Below are 17,722 nucleotides of genomic sequence, written 5' to 3' on the forward strand. Positions count from 1 at the left end.
TCAGCGCTAAGCAGAAACCGTTTGCTGCTTAATAAATTCGATGGAATGTTGATTGAAATCTTCAGGGCGCTCAACATTACAAACATGACCACAGTTGGGGATCTCTCGTAAAACACTAAGCTTATGCGCCGCAACCATTTCTTTAACAGGCTTAATAAACATGTAATCTCTGTCGCCCATTAAATAGAGTGTGGGAATGGGTAACTCTCGATCTTTAAAATACTTCATTAAAGGATTTACATCAGCAGCAAGAATAAACCAACGTTTAAATTCTTTTTGGCAAAGCTTCTTGGCCTCACGAATAAAAAGATGGCGAGACTCTCGCTGGCTTCTCTGTGGCATAACAATGTACGCAAAAAGTTTGTAGAGCCACATGTACGGCAGGATATGCTTACAAAAATTACCTAATTTAACCAATATTTGAGAACGAGTATTGAGCCTTGTGACAGCGCCACCGAGTACCATTGAACGCACGCGCTCTGCTGATAATTCAGCAAGGTTTCGAACAATAATGGTACCAAGTGACATACCGACAAAATGAGCGGATTGGATCTTTAAATGATCCAATACTTTCAAAATATCTTGGGTAACTTCCGTAAAGGTATAACGGCTGGCAATGAGCTCTTTAAGTAACTGATTTGACTTTCCATGACCTCTTAAATCGATCAGCAATAAGTTAAAGTGTTGCTTGTAAGCTTTGATTTGCTTGAACCAGATAGAAGAGCTACCGCCAGCACCATGCACAAATACAACCCACTCATGACTAGTAGGGTGCAAATAGGTTTTATGAAAAAGTAGCGGCTGGGTCATATTCAAGTATCAAAAAGGTCGTGCTATTGAGTAAAAAGCCATCCTACCACACTCCCCTTACTCAAGATAATAAAGGCACCTCATTCGGTGCCTTTCGTTACAATTTTAAGTCAATTTAACGCCGAATTGTAAAGTTGCAAATAAGCTTCTGCGGCCTTTTGCCAACAAAAATCTTGTTGCATCGCATGCAACTGTACTTTATTCACTTCAGGTTCGTTTTGAGCATAGAGCAACAGTGCCCTTAGCATCGTTAACAACAATGCCTGCGGTGTCGGTTCGAAAAAAACAAACCCCGTCGCTTCAGAAGGGTTCACATCATAATCGTTGACGCTGTCTTTTAGACCACCGACACCACGTACTATCGGCAATGTACCGTAAGCCATACTATAGATTTGATTCAAACCACACGGCTCAAACTCAGAAGGCATCAGAAAGAAATCAGAACCCGCTTCAACGATATGCGCAAGTTCATTATCATAAGCTTCTACGAAGACAAATTTACTAGAAAACTGTGCAGCAACCTCTTTTAGCTGAGCGGCTAGTACAGGGTCTCCGGTCCCAACGACAACTAGTTGAACATCGTGCTTCAAAAAATCGGCCAAAGCAGGCAACAAGTAATGCACACCTTTTTGCTGGGTCAACCGACAAACCATACCGAACATGGCTACATCTTTTTCAGGCAAATTTAGCCGCAGTTGTAATGCTTGTTTACACGCTTTCTTGCCTTGCGTCATACTTTGTTGGTCAGCGCAGTAATTAACTGGCAAGTAAGTATCCGTTTCCGGGTTCCAAGCACTGTAATCACAACCGTTCAAAATACCAACTAAGTCCTGCGCGCGTTGCTGAAACTCCCAAGCCATTCCATGACTGCCAAGCTCTGTTTTGAGTTCCTCTGCGTACGTAGGGCTGACCGCGTTTATCTTATCGGCATTCATTACACCAGCTTTAAGCATAGTAATATGCGTTGCACTCACCGCAGCATCGGGAACGTTTCGACAATGAAACTCTGGCAAGCACTGCACGTCTTCATAACTAAATACGCCTTTAAAAACCGCATTATGTATAGAAATGACACTTTTAGTATGAGCAAAAAACGGATCATTGCCATACCTGTGCTTGAGCAAAAATGGAACAAGACCAGTGTGCCAATCGTTCGCGTGTATGATATCTGGCTGAAAAGCAAGCTTCGGCAACATGTCTAAACATGCCGCACTAAAAAACGCAAAGCGCTCACCGTTATCGGTATACGCTTGGTTGTTCTCCGCATACATCGATGGTCGATTGAAATACGGCTGACAATCAATCAGATAAACAGGATTTTGACCTAGCATGAGTCGCAGAACTCGATACTCCGTATGCGGCCATGATGTTAGTTCTGTTTCTAATACAACTTCTGCGTCAACGAGTTTATCAATACTGCTGTACGCAGGGATGGTAATTCTTACGTCTTGCTGTAGGTTTTGAAGGGCTTCCGGTAGTGCCTTGGCAACGTCTGCCAAGCCACCACTTTTAATGAGACCTTCGACCTCAGAAGCTACAAACAGAATAGATAAGTTGTTAGTAGCCAACTCGAGCTCCTTTCGGAATAACAACAATGCCCTCCTCAGACACGTGGAAGTGTTTTTTATCTTCTTGAAGATTCACACCAATCTGAGTACCAGGAGCAATATCGGCATCCTTATCGACAATCACACGACGTAAAACACAGCCTTCGCCAATTTTCACGTCACCAAGAAGGATACATTCGCTGATATCGCAAGCAGATGCAATATTACTGCGGAACCCAAGCACCGACTTTTCTATTCTTGAGCCTCTGACGTAACTGCCATTACATACCAAACTGTCGATGATCTGAACACGGCCATTATCAGAATCTGTAAATGTCGCTGGCGGCAGTGGAGGATAATAAGTATGCAGCGGCCATTTACGGTTATATAGTGAAAACGGTGCGTCTTTTTCTAGCAGATCCATGTGCGCCTCCCAGTACGCATCAATGGTTCCCACGTCACGCCAGTACACCTCTTCTCTTTCACCGCTGATTTTGTTAGTACTGAAGTCATACACGAACACGTCACCTCGAGGGAACATCTTAGGAATAATGTCCTTCCCAAAATCATGTGATGAAGCTTCATTATCCGCATCTTCAACCAACTCAGAGAATAACACCTGAGCCTCAAAAACGTAGTTACCCATTGAAACTAAAGCGTAATCAGAATCGCCAGGAATTGACTTCGGGTTTGCTGGTTTCTCTTCAAAGCCTATCATGCGACCTTCACTGTCCACTTCGATAACCCCAAATTGCGACGCCTCTTTTAGTGGCATACGCAATGCAGATACCGTCAGAGAAGCCTGCTTTTCTGAATGGAAGTTCAGCATTTGTTTGATATCCATCTTATAGATATGGTCAGAGCCAAAAATACAAACTTGCTCTGGTTCCTCTAATTCCATAAAACGGAGATTTTGATAGATCGCGTCTGCCGTTCCTTCGTACCAACGCTTACCTGTGCGCATTTGAGCAGGAATAGGATCGATAAAGCGGTCAGTGATGCCATTAATGTTCCAGCCCTTTTTTAAATGATGGAACAAAGATTGAGATTTAAATTGGGTGAGGACGTAAATGCGCATTAAATCCGCATTTACAAAATTGTTTAGAGCAAAATCGATCAATCGATAGCTACCACCAAACGGTACCGAAGGTTTACTACGAGATTCTGTTAAAGGTCTCAAACGAGAGCCTTCACCGCCAGCAAGAATCATTCCCAAAACACCAGCCATTTGTTGTTCTCCATATCGTTATAGCTTGGATTTGGTACTCGCTTGAATGAGTCATACTCGGGGAGTCAAGCGAATACATTTAGTAACCGTATCAGGAGTTTCTTTGAACTCTAACAACACGATAAAAAAGCTACGGCACTTCCAGTATGCAACGTCCACTCTTTTCTTATTTTTCGACGCAAAATGCACACAGTTGCACTAATTTTTGTAATAAATTATCTAAGCAGGTTCTAAATTACAATTTTTAATACGCCATTCTGTGTTCCATACAGTTCTTGCTTACTCAAGACGATATCTAGATCACACATGCCAAAGCAAACGATTACATTATGAAAACAATTTACGAACGGATTCACTACACCACCGACTTTTTGAGCTTAATATATAACAAATATATGAACGCAAAATGAAAGTTACGACGAATGTTTTTTACATAAAAAATACGTTCGCTACCAATAAATCGTGACTCTGGTGTTTTCTAGCGACAATGGTGCTTGTTAAAGTGAGGAAAGGTCGATTAAAGGAAGAATGCGCAGGAGAAAACTGTCGGCCCCTACGCAAAAAAGGCAGCGATATCGCTGCCTTTTTACATTACCTTAATGGTGCATTTTTATGCTTTCGCTTTTTTACGCTTATCTGTGACTTCCCACTTACCTTCAACAAAGAGCGCTGTCCAACCAGATGGTTTGCCGTTCTCTTCCGAACGAACGTAGTTCTCTTTTGTTTTGCGACTAAAGCGTACAACTGCAAGACGACCATCAGGATCTTCTTGCGGTGCGGTCGCTAGGTATTTGAACTTCTCAGGTAAACGCTCTTCAAAACGTGCCAGTTCAGCAACCAAAGGAGCACGTGTCTCGCGCGATTTAGGGAAGTTGCTTGCCGCCATAAATAGACCTGAAGCACCATCACGAAGTACGAAATACGCATCTGAGTTTTCACATGGTAACTCGGGGAAATGAACAGGATCTTCTTTCGGTGGCGCGACTTCGCCATTCTTCAGAATCTTACGAGTGTTCTTACACGTTTCACTCGTACAGTCCATGTATTTACCAAAGCGACCGTTCTTAAGCACCATATCTGAGCCACATTTGTCACATTCAACAACTGGACCATCATAGCCTTTGACTTTGAACTCGCCGTATTCAACAAGGTAGCCCTCACAGTTCGGGTTATTACCACAAACATGCATCTTACGCTTGTCATCAATCAGGTATGCGTCCATCGCCGTTTCACAGATCGGACAACGCTTTTTAGCACGAAGCGCGGCCGTTTCAACGTCTTCTTCTAGAACGTTAATAATACCTTCTTCGTCACCCAAGTTGATGGTTGTCTTACAACGCTCTTTTGGTGGTAACGCGTAACCAGAACAGCCTAAGAACACACCTGTCGAAGCAGTACGGATACCCATTGGACGGCTACACGTCGGACACTCGATATCCGTCATGACGATGTGGTTTAACTTCATACCGCCTTCTGACTCATCCAGCTCCGCTTTTTCAAGATCGCCAGTAAAATCAGCAAAGAAGTTGTCTAACACAGCTTTCCAGTTCACTTCACCTTCAGCGATTTGGTCCAATTTCTGTTCCATACGCGCAGTAAAGTCGTAGTTCATCAAATCGTTAAAGCTGTCATCAAGGCGGTCAGTAACAATTTCACCCATTTTTTCAGCGTAGAAACGGCGCTGATCAACTTTCACGTAACCACGATCTTGAATCGTAGAAATGATCGATGCGTAAGTCGACGGACGACCAATGCCTCGTTTCTCCAGCTCTTTAACCAGTGCTGCTTCAGTGTAGCGCGCAGGTGGCTTTGTAAAGTGCTGTTTAGGGTCAAGTGACTCTAAGCTTAGCTTATCGCCAAGTTGTACCGCAGGAAGGATTGTATCCTCGTTTTTGCCCATTGGACGTTGTACACGAGTCCAGCCGTCAAATTTAAGGATGCGGCCTTTCGCTTTAAGCGTGTATTCTGCCGCTTTTACACTGATGGTTGTTGAATCGTATTCTGCTGGCGTCATTTGACACGCGACAAACTGATTCCAAATCAAAGCGTAAAGTTTGTGCGCATCAGCATCGACACCTTGCAGGTCTTCCGCTTTAACACCCACATTTGAAGGACGGATCGCTTCGTGCGCTTCCTGTGCCCCTTCTTTACTGCCATACGTCAGCGGTTTCGCTGGTAAGTACTTATCACCAAACTCAGAACCAATAAAGTCACGTACAGCGTCCACAGCCTCGGCACTTAGGTTAGTCGAGTCGGTACGCATATAAGTGATGTAACCGGCCTCATAGAGGCGCTGAGCTAGCATCATGGTCTTTTTCACGCCGTAGCCAAGACGTGTACTCGCTGCCTGTTGAAGCGTAGAGGTGATGTAAGGTGCTGAAGGCTTGCTCTTCGTCGGGCGATCTTCACGCTTACATACTTCGTAACTTGCATTCTCAAGCACAGACATCGCTGCTTTGGTTTCTGCCTCATTAACTGGCTTAAACGCAGAACCATCTTTCTGAGCAACAAGTAGTTTAAAGTCCGCTTTGTCTTTCGTTTTCGTATTCGCATGAATATCCCAGAATTCTTCTGGTACAAACGCGTTAATCTCACGCTCACGCTCAACTAATAGTTTCACCGCAACAGACTGCACGCGACCAGCAGATAAACCACGAGCCACTTTCTTCCAAAGTAAAGGTGAAACCATAAAACCAACGACACGGTCCATGAAGCGACGCGCTTGTTGGGCATTAACACCATCCATGTTCAGCTCTCCAGGTGTCTGGAAAGCTTGTTGGATCGCGTTTTTCGTAATTTCGTTAAAAACTACACGTTTGTATCGCTCTTCATCGCCACCGATGATCTCACGAAGGTGCCATGCGATTGCTTCCCCTTCGCGGTCCAAGTCGGTTGCGAGATAAACGCAATCTGCGTCTTTGGCGAGTTTTTGTAGTTCGTTGACAACTTTTTCTTTGCCTGGAAGGATTTGGTAATTCGCTTCCCAGTCATGATATGGGTTAATCCCCATTTTTTTGATCAACGCTTTGCGGTCTTTCTCTTTTTTAACGCGCGCTTTCTCTTCCGGACTCATCCCTTTTGTTGAGATGGCTGCGGCTTTTTTCTCACCAGTGCTTTGACCGGCCGTAGGCAGATCACGCACATGACCAACACTAGACTTAACAATAAAGTCTTTACCAAGGTACTTATTTATCGTCTTTGCCTTGGCTGGTGACTCCACTATAACGAGTGATTTACCCATAACTGACTCTAACGTCCTTCATAATAATGCGGGTAGAAACCTTGTTTAAAGGCCACCCGCATAATGTTCTATTTCATTGCTTCTTTTTTTACTATTGTGCGAGATGAAAAGAAGATCAACTGCTTTTTTGAAATTCAGATCCGATTGGTTGACAATTCATCGTCTTTATACTTCAAAGAGACAGGGTTCTGAAAGGTATTGAGCGGCATATCTAAACAGGCAAACTTAGCATCCGCTAATCCAATGCAATAAATTTTGTTACGCATCACAAAATAGTTTCGTTCAGTGGCTCTGTCATATCCTCCAACTAATCATACTTACACTCTAAAAATTGATCTGTTTAGGCTAAGTGAACGATTGACTGAATTAATCATGCAAACCCATTTTAGTTGTAGGTATACTCAGCGTTCTCAACTGAAATGAATGGTAGAAAAAGTATGTCTGATAGAACGTTTATCGAAGAGTTCGACCTTCTTTTGATCGCTAACCAAATCATCCAAGAGCACGATGATTACATCGAGGGAATGCGAGCAACAAGCGTAGAAGAAAAAGAAGGTGTTTTAGTTTTTAAAGGTGAATACTTCCTTGATGACAAAGGTTTACCAACTTCAAATACGACTGCAGTATTCAATATGTTCAAATACTTAGCGCATCACCTTTCCAAGGAATTTACGCTGGTTAAATAGTAGCGGAAAACAAAAAAAAGCCAGAGTGTTATTCACTCTGGCTTTCCTGTTTCAGGTCAGGATATTTAGCAGCTTAAAGCCTTAAGTTTGTCGAAGTAGTCAGGGAACGTTTTCGACGTACACTTTGGATCGTTAATCGTCACAGGCGTATCACTAAGTGCCACCAGCGAAAAACACATCGCCATTCGATGATCATCGTAAGTATCAATCGCAGCATGCTTTAACTGAGAGACAGGTTTGACGATGATGTAGTCTTCCCCTTCTTCCACTTCCGCACCAACTTTACGTAATTCCGTCGCCATAGCTGACAAACGGTCTGTTTCTTTTACACGCCAGTTATAAACGTTACGAATAGCAGTAGTGCCTTCGGCAAATAGCGCTGTTGTCGCGATGGTCATTGCAGCATCAGGGATATGGTTGTAATCCATATCGATGCCTTTCAATTGACCAACACGTGAAATTACGTAGTCATCACCCCACTCAATTTCTGCACCCATTTTTTCAAGCGCATCAGCAAATTGAATATCACCTTGAATGCTGTTTTTACCGATACCCGTGACTTTAACTTCTCCGCCTTTGATGGCTGCCGCCGCCAAGAAGTAAGAAGCAGAAGACGCGTCACCTTCAACCAAGAAATCACCTGGAGCGATGTATTGCTGACCGGCAGGAATCACAAACTCTTGATAGTCGTTGTTGATCACATCGACCCCAAACTGCTTCATGATATGCAGGGTGATATCGATATAAGGCTTAGAAACCAACTCGCCTTCGATGTTGATGCGAATTTCACCTTCAGCCAATGGCGCAGACATTAAGAAAGCGGTCAAGAACTGACTTGAAATGGATCCATCGATAGAAACTGTACCTGCTTTTAGGCCAGTACCGACTATTTTGAGAGGCGGAAAGTTCTCGTTTTCCATGTACTCAACGTTCGCACCAGCATCTTTCAGTGCCGTGACAAGGTGACCAATTGGACGCTCTTTCATACGAGGTTCGCCCGTCAGTACATACTCCCCTTCTCCAAGACAAAGAGCCGCAGCTAATGGTCGCATCGCAGTGCCAGCATTACCGAGAAATAACTCTACCGGTTCTGAGACAGAAAACGGACGCCCAAGGCCTTCAACGAGACATTCTGTTTTATCTTCGGAAAGTTGGTATTGAACGCCGAGTTTAGTCAGCGCATTCAGCATATGACGGATATCATCACTGTCGAGGAGGTTAGTAAGGCGAGTTCTGCCTTTAGCAAGAGCAGCAAGTAAAAGAGCTCGATTAGAAACGCTTTTAGAGCCAGGAAGGTTCACTTCCCCTTGAATTTTATTGATAGGTTGTAACGTTAGGCTTTCCATTAAAAGTTGATAATCCTTTGTGCCCTCAACATACGATTTTTTATGAGAGCTAAACAATTCTTCGTGAATTCAGACTACCCAAAAAAACACGACAAAACCAGAGCAAATCGGCGCTAATTTATGAATATACTCAAGTAGCCTAAAGATGCAGAATTAAAGGCATTGCCAGCGATGTAAATAAGAGCGAAAGAGGCGCGACGAAACAGCAAGCTATTTCGACTTTATTTGACGATAAGCCAGCCCTACTGTGCATGCCTGGTTAGGCTACCTTAGGTTAAAATAACATAGGATTAATAAGCGATATCAACCCTGACTCCATCATCAAAATATAAGATACGAACTTCATCCCCTCGACTAAATAGCATATTTTTATCAACATCTTGGATAACATTAATCAGCTTGTCGCCCTTCACTTTAATGAGTAGCTCAACTAACTTATATTCAACCGTGTATTGGTAATTACTTTGATTTTGTGCAACCGCTGCACCTGCAAGTGCACCCACTGCCGTCGCAACTTCTCGTCCAGTACCACCACCAAATTGATTGCCGACTAAACCGCCTATTGTGGCACCAAGTAGCGTTTTCCAACCATTATTTTTCGATTGAACGACCTCTTGCTGAGTAATATAACGGACAGAGTCAATCTTCCCATACACCACTTCATTTACCGGCTTGGCAACATTTCTTTCATATGCTGCGTTGGCGACAAGTGGTAAAAACAGTATGATCCCAAGCCATACTTTTACGATATTTCTTAACCAGGTCATCATAAACTCCTCTGACTCCAATGTTGGTAACGACTTCTTATGGCTATTTATTTAACTGAACTCGATGATACGTTCAACTTTCCCTCTCCGTATAAAGCACTCAGCGATCCCAATGGTTTGCTTGCTTTTGGCGGTGACTTAGATCCCATGAGAATCCTCAATGGTTACTATCAAGGCATTTTCCCTTGGTATGGTCCTGGAGAACCTATTCTATGGTGGAGCCCTTCCCCACGCGCTGTTTTTGATCCCTTAGCGTTTAAACCGTCTAAAAGTCTCAAAAAATTTCAGCGTAAACATAACTATAAAGTAACGCTCAATTTCGCGACAGAAGAAGTGATTAGACTATGTTCATCAACACGTCCTGCAGAGGAAACTTGGCTCAACGAGGAAATGCAAGCATCTTACATTGAGTTAGCTAAACTTGGTCACTGTCACTCTGTAGAAGTATGGCATGACAACGAGCTCATTGGGGGACTATATGGCATCTGCGTTGGTCAACTTTTTTGCGGAGAGTCGATGTTTAGCCTAAAAGATAACGCATCTAAAATTGCATTGTGGTACTTATGCAACCATTTGGCGTCAAAGCAAGGTCAATTAATCGATTGTCAGGTTATGAACTCGCACTTGGCATCACTTGGCGCATTTGAACTAGAGCGTAACGAGTTTATGCAAAAACTACTATCTTTAAGAGAAAAACAAACACTATTTGATACCTATAAGCCCCAAGTTTTGCAGGATTCAGTATGAGTACGGATATACAACATATTCGAATTGGATTAACGAATAATCACCCTTGCAGTTACTTGCCTGAACGGCAAGAGCGTGTGGCGGTGGCACTTGATGCAGGGCTGCATACTGAAGAAAACTATCAACTGCTGATGGCCAACGGCTTTCGTCGTAGCGGAGATACCATATATAAACCGCACTGTGAGCATTGTAATGCTTGCCAGCCAATTCGAGTCTCGATTCCAGACGTTAGACTATCAAAAAGTCAGAAGAGGCTGCTCAGTAAAGCACAGCCTTTACGTTGGGAAATGAAACCCGAAATGGATGAGGAATGGTTTGCGCTTTACAGTCGTTACATTGCCAAACGGCATAAAAACGGCACTATGTACCCACCAAAGCGTGATGAATTTTCTCGGTTTGCCCAAACCAGCTGGCTGACTACTTTGTTTTTGCATATTTACGATGAGTCAAATCAATTACTTGCCATTGCAGTAACAGACGTAATGACTCAATGTTCGAGTGCGTTTTATACTTTTTTTGACCCTGACTACCCGTTATCTCTTGGCACTTTGGCAGTGCTCTATCAAATAAAATACTGCCAAGAAAACAAACAACAGTGGCTTTATTTGGGTTATCAGATTGATGAGTGTCCAGCAATGAACTATAAAACACGCTTTCAACGCCACCAAAGGCTAGTAAATCAGCGTTGGCGAGGGTAGAATACGCCTCAACTTTACATAATTACTATTTAGCGGCAGAATATAGCCCGCTAATATTGCCTAATTTCTAAAGAGGATTAAATGGCTAAAGAAGACGTAATCGAGATGCAAGGCACGGTCCTTGACACTCTACCAAACACTATGTTCCGTGTTGAACTTGAAAACGGTCACGTTGTGACTGCTCACATCTCTGGCAAGATGCGTAAGAACTACATCCGTATCCTAACGGGTGACAAAGTAACTGTAGAGATGACTCCATACGACCTGTCAAAAGGCCGCATCGTCTTCCGCGCTCGTTAATCTCTGATTTTCGGATGCAATAAAAAACGGAGCAAACTGCTCCGTTTTTTATTGCATGATTTTTACTTCCGAGTAGGTTCAGACAAACAAAAAGCGCACGATAAAATCGTGCGCTTTTACTTCCCTTACGGGGCAATTAATGCATCGCAGCCTCTTTCTCACTCAAATATTCAAATTTAAGTGTGTCGTTTACTAGCGTTACTTTCACAGTGCCGCCGTCGACTAGAGAGCCAAACAACAATTCATTAGCCAAAGGTTTCTTAAGTTGCTCTTGGATAACACGTCCCATTGGGCGAGCACCCATCGCCTTATCATAACCTTTATTCGCTAACCAATGGCGTGCATCTTGCGATACCTCCATTGATACGCCACGAGCATCAAGTTGCACCTGCAGTTCAACAATAAACTTATCAACAACTTGATGGATAACGCTTTCATCAAGGCTGTTAAACCAGATGATGTTATCAAGACGGTTACGGAACTCAGGAGTGAATACCTTCTTAATTTCCGCCATCGCATCGTGACTGTTGTCTTGCTGAATCAAACCAATTGATTTCTTCTCAGTTTCAGCCACACCCGCGTTGGTTGTCATAACGAGGATTACATTACGGAAGTCTGCTTTACGACCGTTGTTGTCCGTTAGCGTACCATTATCCATCACTTGCAATAGCAAATTAAAGATATCTGGATGCGCTTTCTCAATCTCATCGAGTAATACGACTGAATGTGGGTGCTTGATAACAGCGTCTGTTAGCAAGCCACCTTGATCGTAACCGACATAACCAGGAGGTGCACCAATTAAGCGACTCACGGAGTGACGCTCACCATATTCCGACATATCAAAACGAAGTAGCTCGATCCCTAGAAGCTTAGATAGCTGCACCGTCACCTCTGTTTTACCCACCCCAGTAGGGCCAGCAAACAAGAATGAACCAACTGGTTTGTTATCCACGCCCAAACCTGCACGTGTCAGCTTGATCGCTTCGGATAATGCATCAATCGCATTATCTTGACCAAATACCAACATCTTCATCTTGCTATCTAGGTTCTTCAAGATGTCTTTATCTGAAGAAGAAACCGACTTCTCTGGGATTCGTGCCATCTTGGCAACCATCGCTTCGATATCGGCAACACCAACCGTTTTCTTACGGCGGCTTGCAGGAGCAAGACGACTGCGAGCGCCAGCTTCATCAATGACATCAATGGCTTTATCTGGTAAATGACGTTCATTGATGTATTTCGCCGAAAGTTCTACCGCGGCACGCAGTGCTTTATTGGTGTAACGTACTTCATGATGTGCTTCGTACTTCGGCTTCAAGCCCATCAAGATTTTAGTTGTGTCATCAAGAGAAGGCTCTACAACGTCAATCTTTTGGAAGCGACGGGACAACGCACGCTCTTTCTCGAAAATGTTGCTGTATTCTTGGTATGTAGTCGAGCCGATACAACGCAACTTACCGCTACTTAGTAGAGGTTTGATAAGGTTTGCGGCATCAACTTGACCACCAGAAGCCGCACCCGCACCGATGATTGTGTGTATCTCATCGATGAACAAAATTGCATCTTCTTCTTTTTCAAGCTGTTTCAAAATCGCCTTGAAGCGTTTTTCAAAATCACCACGGTACTTAGTACCAGCCAATAGAGAACCAATATCCAATGAGTAAATCACGCTGTTTTGAATAACTTCCGGGACCTGCCCTTCTACAATTCGCCAAGCAAGACCTTCTGCGATGGCTGTTTTGCCTACCCCGGCTTCACCCACTAGTAATGGGTTATTCTTGCGGCGGCGGCAAAGTACTTGAATAGTGCGCTCTAGCTCTTTATCGCGACCAATCAGTGGATCGATATTGCCATCTTTAGCGACCTGATTAAGGTTAGTCGCAAAGCTTTCCAAACGTTCTTCAGAATTCGGCTCTTCGACACTCTCTGAACTGAACGAGTCTGATGATGGGTCTTCGCTTGCACCTGACGCTTTAGTAATACCATGGGAGATAAAGTTAACAATATCTAAGCGGGAGATGTCGTTTTTCTTCAGTAGGTAGGCGGCATGCGACTCTTGCTCACTGAAGATCGCCACAAGCACGTTTGCACCTGTTACTTCGTTGCGGCCAGACGACTGTACATGAAAGACGGCGCGTTGTAGCACACGTTGAAAACTCAAAGTCGGCTGGGTTTCACGCGTCTCATCACTGTCTGGGATAAGAGGCGTAGTTTGATCGATGAATATATCGAGTTCGTTACGTAAAGCGTCAAGATCCGCTTTACAAGCTAAAAGGGCTTCCTTAGCTGCATCATTTTCCAATAATGCAAGTAGGAGGTGTTCGACAGTCATAAACTCGTGGCGTTTATCTCGCGCCCGAGCAAATGCACCGTTAAGGCTTGACTCTAGTTCTTTATTTAGCATAAGTACCTCCCGAAAAAACAACTTGGGTTGTTCGAGCAAGTCTTCTTTGTTTACGCTTGCTCCATAGTGCAAAGTAGCGGATGTTCATTTTCCCTTGCGTACATCGTAACTTGCGCTACTTTTGTTTCGGCAATTTCTGCACTGTAAGTGCCACAGATTGCCTTTCCTTCATAGTGAATCTTGAGCATGATCTGAGTCGCTTTATCAATGTCATGTGAAAAGAATCGCTCAAGTACCTCTATGACGAAATCCATAGGTGTGTAGTCATCATTATTTAGTACAACATTGTACAGCTTAGGTGGCTGAACTTTCGTACTTTCTCGCTCCAGAAGATCAGAGTCCGGAGTGACCCATTCAAAATTTTTACTCATGGCAATTCAAAGATATCGTATCAAAGGGTTGATGTTTTCGACCTATAAAAACAATCTACCACAAGCGTGCAGCGCGGTGTAGTGAGATATGGCACCGAATTCGATCTTTGATCGATAAAAGTTGCTACCTAATATAGAGACTAATGCAGGTCTTGAGGGGGCGCAAATAAAAGATGCTTGTCGATAAGTTACACATTTTTACTTATAAAATAACTTTCTTTTTACCCCCTCCGAGCTATTGCGAAACATCTCTCAGTCTTCTACCGAGATCACACTTCCTAACTGAGAATGGGGTAATTATCACGAAAACTTCATTTTTTATTCAGTTAGAGGATTCATCTATCATAAGCAACACGAACAGTATGGTTTTTCCAGTGAATACTACTTTGCAGGCTAATTGACCAAACTTCCACGTATATACGAAAAACTGTTTGCAAATTTGTTAATCTCAAAAGTGATTTGTTTTCAATTATGTTTCTGTTTGTTGCTTAATGCTATTGACTGTCGGGATTCATTGACTACAGTGGAAAGTGTTGATGCATAAATCGTCATTTTGAATCCATTTGTTTTTAAGCAGCTTGGTGAATGTGATTTCTCATTGACTAGATGTTTGTTAGCGTTCGCTGACAATAGTAGTACCAGGTTAAAGGTATAACTTGGTTGTTGTAACAACTCAGTAAAAAATGCATGAGGGATGTAAAAGCATGGCTACAGGTACAGTAAAGTGGTTTAACAATGCCAAAGGATTTGGGTTTATTTGTTCAGATGAAGAAGAGGGAGATATCTTTGCCCACTACTCAACTATCCAGATGGACGGTTATCGTACACTGAAAGCAGGCCAACAAGTCTCATACGAGATTGAAAAAGGTCCCAAAGGCTGTCACGCGAGTAGCGTCGTGCCTCTTGAAGGTCAAGCCAAATAATTAGAGCGCTGTCGAAAAATAAAAATATTGCTCTCGAAACATCATTTTGATGTTCTGAAGAGAAAAATAAACCCGCCAAGATAGCGGGTTTCTTACTATTTGTAGCTTATGAAATGCAGATAGACCATATACAAAGTATTGATAAAATAAGAAACACGCCGAAAGCGACGTGCTCTTTTCATCTATTTTACTTGTTAATGATCGCGTTAAAGGTTTCGCTTGGGCGCATCAACTTAGAAACCAATGCATCATCTAGCAGATAGTAACCGCCCAGTTCTCCTTTCACACCCTGTGCGTTGTTTAGCTCAGCGACGATTTTTTCTTCATGCTCTGACAACGCTTTCGCAATCGGTGCAAACTCAGCAGCGAGATCAGCATCGTCTGTTTGCTCGGCAAGTGCTTTCGCCCAGTAAAGTGCGAGGTAGAAATGACTACCGCGGTTATCTAATTCGCCCACTTTACGTGATGGAGACTTGTTGGTATCTAAAAACTCACCAGTCGCTTTGTCTAGCGTATCCGCCAAAACTTGTGCTTTCGGGTTGTTTGCCACCACACTTAGATGTTCTAGGGATGCAGCTAGTGCTAAGAACTCACCTAAAGAATCCCAACGAAGGTGATTCTCTTTTTCTACTTGTTGAACATGCTTAGGAGCAGAACCACCAGCACCGGTTTCAAATAGACCACCGCCATTCATCAATGGAACGATAGATAGCATCTTAGCTGACGTGCCTAACTCTAGAATTGGGAACAGGTCTGTTAGGTAGTCACGAAGAACGTTACCCGTTACAGAGATAGTATCCAGACCCGCTTTCATACGCTCTAGCGAGTACTTACAAGCATCAACAGGAGATAGGATCTTAATCTCTAGACCTTCAGTATCGTGCTCTGGTAAGTAGGTATTTACTTTCTTAATGAGTTCAGCATCGTGCGCACGGTTTTCGTCTAGCCAGAATACAGCTGGAACACCTGTTGCACGTGCGCGAGTCACTGCTAGTTTAACCCAATCTTGGATTGGTGCGTCCTTCACCTGACACATACGGAAGATATCGCCTTCTTCAACCGCTTGCTCTAACAATACGTTACCCGCAGTATCAACAACGCGAACGGTACCCGCTGCATCTAGAATGAACGTCTTGTCGTGAGAACCATATTCTTCTGCCTTTTGAGCCATTAAGCCAACGTTAGGCACGCTACCCATAGTGGTCGGATCAAATGCGCCGTGCTCTTTACAGAAATCAATCACCGCTTGGTAAATACCTGCGTAGCTACGATCTGGTATCATCGCTTTGGTGTCTTTTTGTTTACCATCTGGTCCCCACATTTGACCAGAAGAGCGAAGCATTGCTGGCATAGAAGCGTCTACAATAATGTCGCTTGGTACATGTAAGTTTGTGATACCACGATCAGAGTCAACCATCGCAAGTTCTGGTTGAGTTTGGTAAACCGCTTGAATGGCCGCTTCAATTTCTGCTTTTTGCGCTTCAGGTAGAGACTCAATTTTCGAGTAGACATCACCAATGCCATTGTTTACATCAACGCCCAGTTCTTCAAACAGCTTACCGTATTTATCGAAAACGTCTTTGTAGTAAACTTTCACTGCATGGCCGAAAATGACTGGGTCAGAAACCTTCATCATCGTCGCTTTCATATGAAGAGACAGCAGCACGTCTTGTGCTTTCGCTTCAGCAATCTCTTTCTCGAAAAATTCAACCAGCGCCTTCTTCTTCATCACTGAAGTGTCAATGACTTCTTTATCTAGTAATGGGAAAGCCGGCTTAAGCTCTTTAACTGTACCGTCATTACCGACGAACTCGATTTTGACCTCTGTTGCGCCAGAGATGGTTGTCGACTTTTCGCTCCCAAAGAAGTCGTTATCTGACATGCTCGCGACATGAGACTTAGACTCTGATGACCACGCACCCATTGAATGTGGATTTTTCTTCGCGTAGTTCTTAACCGAAGTTGGAGCACGACGGTCTGAGTTACCTTCACGAAGTACTGGGTTAACCGCACTACCTTTGATTTTGTCGTAAGCCGCTTTAATCGCTTTCTCTTCGTACGTGCTCGGTTCTTCTGGGTAGTTTGGTAAATCGTAACCTTTCGCCTGAAGCTCTTTAATCGCCGCTTTAAGCTGAGGAACTGAAGCTGAAATGTTAGGTAGCTTGATGATATTTGCTTCTGGAGTTTGAGCTAGTTCACCAAGCTCTGTCAACGCATCGCCAATGCGCTGTTCTTCTTTTAGATGCTCTGGGAAGTTAGCGATAATTCGACCTGCTAGTGAAATATCACGAGTATCTACATTGATGCCAGACGATGCTGTGAATGATTGAATGATTGGTAGTAATGAATAAGTTGCTAGCGCCGGCGCTTCATCAGTGATGGTGTAGATAATTGTAGGTTTTTCTGTAGGCATGAAATTTCCCTATTTTTTAATCAACTTGTTGGCTGATCAACTCAGCGTCTGAGTTGGTTTAATTGACGCATTGCTGCACGTTAGCAGTACATGTCTCCTCACTAACGCCACATGCGGTTCACACTCTTTGTTGTAGTTTGAAGCTCTGGGCTCTGAATCCATGAGTGCACTGATATAATTAAACAAATAACACGAATTAGTCTATCATTCTGTGCGCGTTTGTTAGTTTTAGGCGCGCAAA

At 43.4% G+C, this 17,722-nt stretch carries 14 protein-coding genes; 5 read left to right on the forward strand and 9 right to left on the reverse strand.

Features of this window, described 5'->3' with window-relative positions; all coding sequences use genetic code 11:
- Positions 1-6: 6 nt before the first annotated feature.
- The 4 genes from FKN08_RS07320 to topA form a co-directional block, all read right to left on the reverse strand.
- Positions 7-810: an alpha/beta hydrolase gene (locus tag FKN08_RS07320; RefSeq protein ID WP_006742124.1), complete on the reverse strand. Its 804-nt coding sequence runs from the start codon at positions 808-810 to the stop codon at positions 7-9.
- Positions 811-920: 110 nt separating this feature from the next.
- A complete protein-coding gene (gene glgA / locus FKN08_RS07325) occupies positions 921-2,378 on the reverse strand; it encodes a glycogen synthase GlgA (protein WP_047008551.1) in 1,458 nt (485 codons plus the stop codon).
- Positions 2,368-3,585, reverse strand: coding sequence for a glucose-1-phosphate adenylyltransferase (gene glgC, locus FKN08_RS07330; RefSeq protein ID WP_170891651.1), 1,218 nt, complete (start codon positions 3,583-3,585; stop codon positions 2,368-2,370). Before glgC ends, glgA begins: the two co-directional genes overlap by 11 nt.
- A gap of 610 nt (positions 3,586-4,195) precedes the next feature.
- Complete coding sequence (gene topA, locus FKN08_RS07335) at positions 4,196-6,826, reverse strand: type I DNA topoisomerase (RefSeq protein ID WP_170891652.1); 2,631 nt, start codon at positions 6,824-6,826, stop codon at positions 4,196-4,198.
- 437 nt (positions 6,827-7,263) lie between these two features.
- Here topA and FKN08_RS07340 point away from each other — a divergent pair, with 437 nt between their 5' ends.
- Positions 7,264-7,512, forward strand: a complete 249-nt coding sequence (locus tag FKN08_RS07340; protein WP_005387884.1) for a YciN family protein — start codon at positions 7,264-7,266, stop codon at positions 7,510-7,512.
- Positions 7,513-7,577: 65 nt separating this feature from the next.
- Here the strand turns inward: FKN08_RS07340 and aroA are convergent, their stop codons facing one another.
- Both aroA and FKN08_RS07350 read right to left on the reverse strand, forming a co-directional pair.
- Positions 7,578-8,858: a 3-phosphoshikimate 1-carboxyvinyltransferase gene (gene aroA, locus FKN08_RS07345; protein ID WP_046874732.1), complete on the reverse strand. Its 1,281-nt coding sequence runs from the start codon at positions 8,856-8,858 to the stop codon at positions 7,578-7,580.
- 290 nt (positions 8,859-9,148) lie between these two features.
- Complete coding sequence (locus tag FKN08_RS07350; protein WP_085343563.1) at positions 9,149-9,625, reverse strand: glycine zipper 2TM domain-containing protein; 477 nt, start codon at positions 9,623-9,625, stop codon at positions 9,149-9,151.
- Positions 9,626-9,664: 39 nt separating this feature from the next.
- Between FKN08_RS07350 and aat the strand changes: the two genes are divergently transcribed.
- From aat to infA, 3 genes are all read left to right on the forward strand, one after another.
- Positions 9,665-10,372, forward strand: coding sequence for a leucyl/phenylalanyl-tRNA--protein transferase (gene aat, locus FKN08_RS07355; protein ID WP_048626183.1), 708 nt, complete (start codon positions 9,665-9,667; stop codon positions 10,370-10,372).
- Positions 10,369-11,070 carry an arginyltransferase gene (locus tag FKN08_RS07360; RefSeq protein WP_170891653.1) on the forward strand — a complete coding sequence of 234 codons (702 nt, stop codon included), beginning with the start codon at positions 10,369-10,371 and terminating at the stop codon, positions 11,068-11,070. Before aat ends, FKN08_RS07360 begins: the two co-directional genes overlap by 4 nt.
- Before the next feature lie 81 nt (positions 11,071-11,151).
- Positions 11,152-11,370 carry a translation initiation factor IF-1 gene (gene infA, locus FKN08_RS07365; RefSeq protein WP_001040192.1) on the forward strand — a complete coding sequence of 73 codons (219 nt, stop codon included), beginning with the start codon at positions 11,152-11,154 and terminating at the stop codon, positions 11,368-11,370.
- A gap of 136 nt (positions 11,371-11,506) precedes the next feature.
- Here the strand turns inward: infA and clpA are convergent, their stop codons facing one another.
- Positions 11,507-13,774: an ATP-dependent Clp protease ATP-binding subunit ClpA gene (gene clpA / locus FKN08_RS07370; RefSeq protein ID WP_005390700.1), complete on the reverse strand. Its 2,268-nt coding sequence runs from the start codon at positions 13,772-13,774 to the stop codon at positions 11,507-11,509.
- A gap of 50 nt (positions 13,775-13,824) precedes the next feature.
- The gene (gene clpS, locus FKN08_RS07375) at positions 13,825-14,145 is read right to left on the reverse strand and encodes an ATP-dependent Clp protease adapter ClpS (RefSeq protein WP_031780157.1); all 321 of its coding nucleotides are present in this window, start codon (positions 14,143-14,145) and stop codon (positions 13,825-13,827) included.
- Positions 14,146-14,849: 704 nt separating this feature from the next.
- Here clpS and cspD point away from each other — a divergent pair.
- On the forward strand, positions 14,850-15,068 hold the full coding sequence (gene cspD / locus FKN08_RS07380; protein ID WP_005378407.1) for a cold shock domain-containing protein CspD: 219 nt from the start codon (positions 14,850-14,852) through the stop codon (positions 15,066-15,068).
- 187 nt (positions 15,069-15,255) lie between these two features.
- On the opposite strand, the gene FKN08_RS07385 is transcribed toward cspD, so the two are convergent.
- A complete protein-coding gene (locus FKN08_RS07385) occupies positions 15,256-17,481 on the reverse strand; it encodes an NADP-dependent isocitrate dehydrogenase (RefSeq protein WP_170891654.1) in 2,226 nt (741 codons plus the stop codon).
- Positions 17,482-17,722 lie beyond the last annotated feature (241 nt).

Source organism: Vibrio sp. 1-2 (7-a), assembly GCF_013048515.1.
Taxonomy (GTDB): domain Bacteria; phylum Pseudomonadota; class Gammaproteobacteria; order Enterobacterales; family Vibrionaceae; genus Vibrio; species Vibrio diabolicus.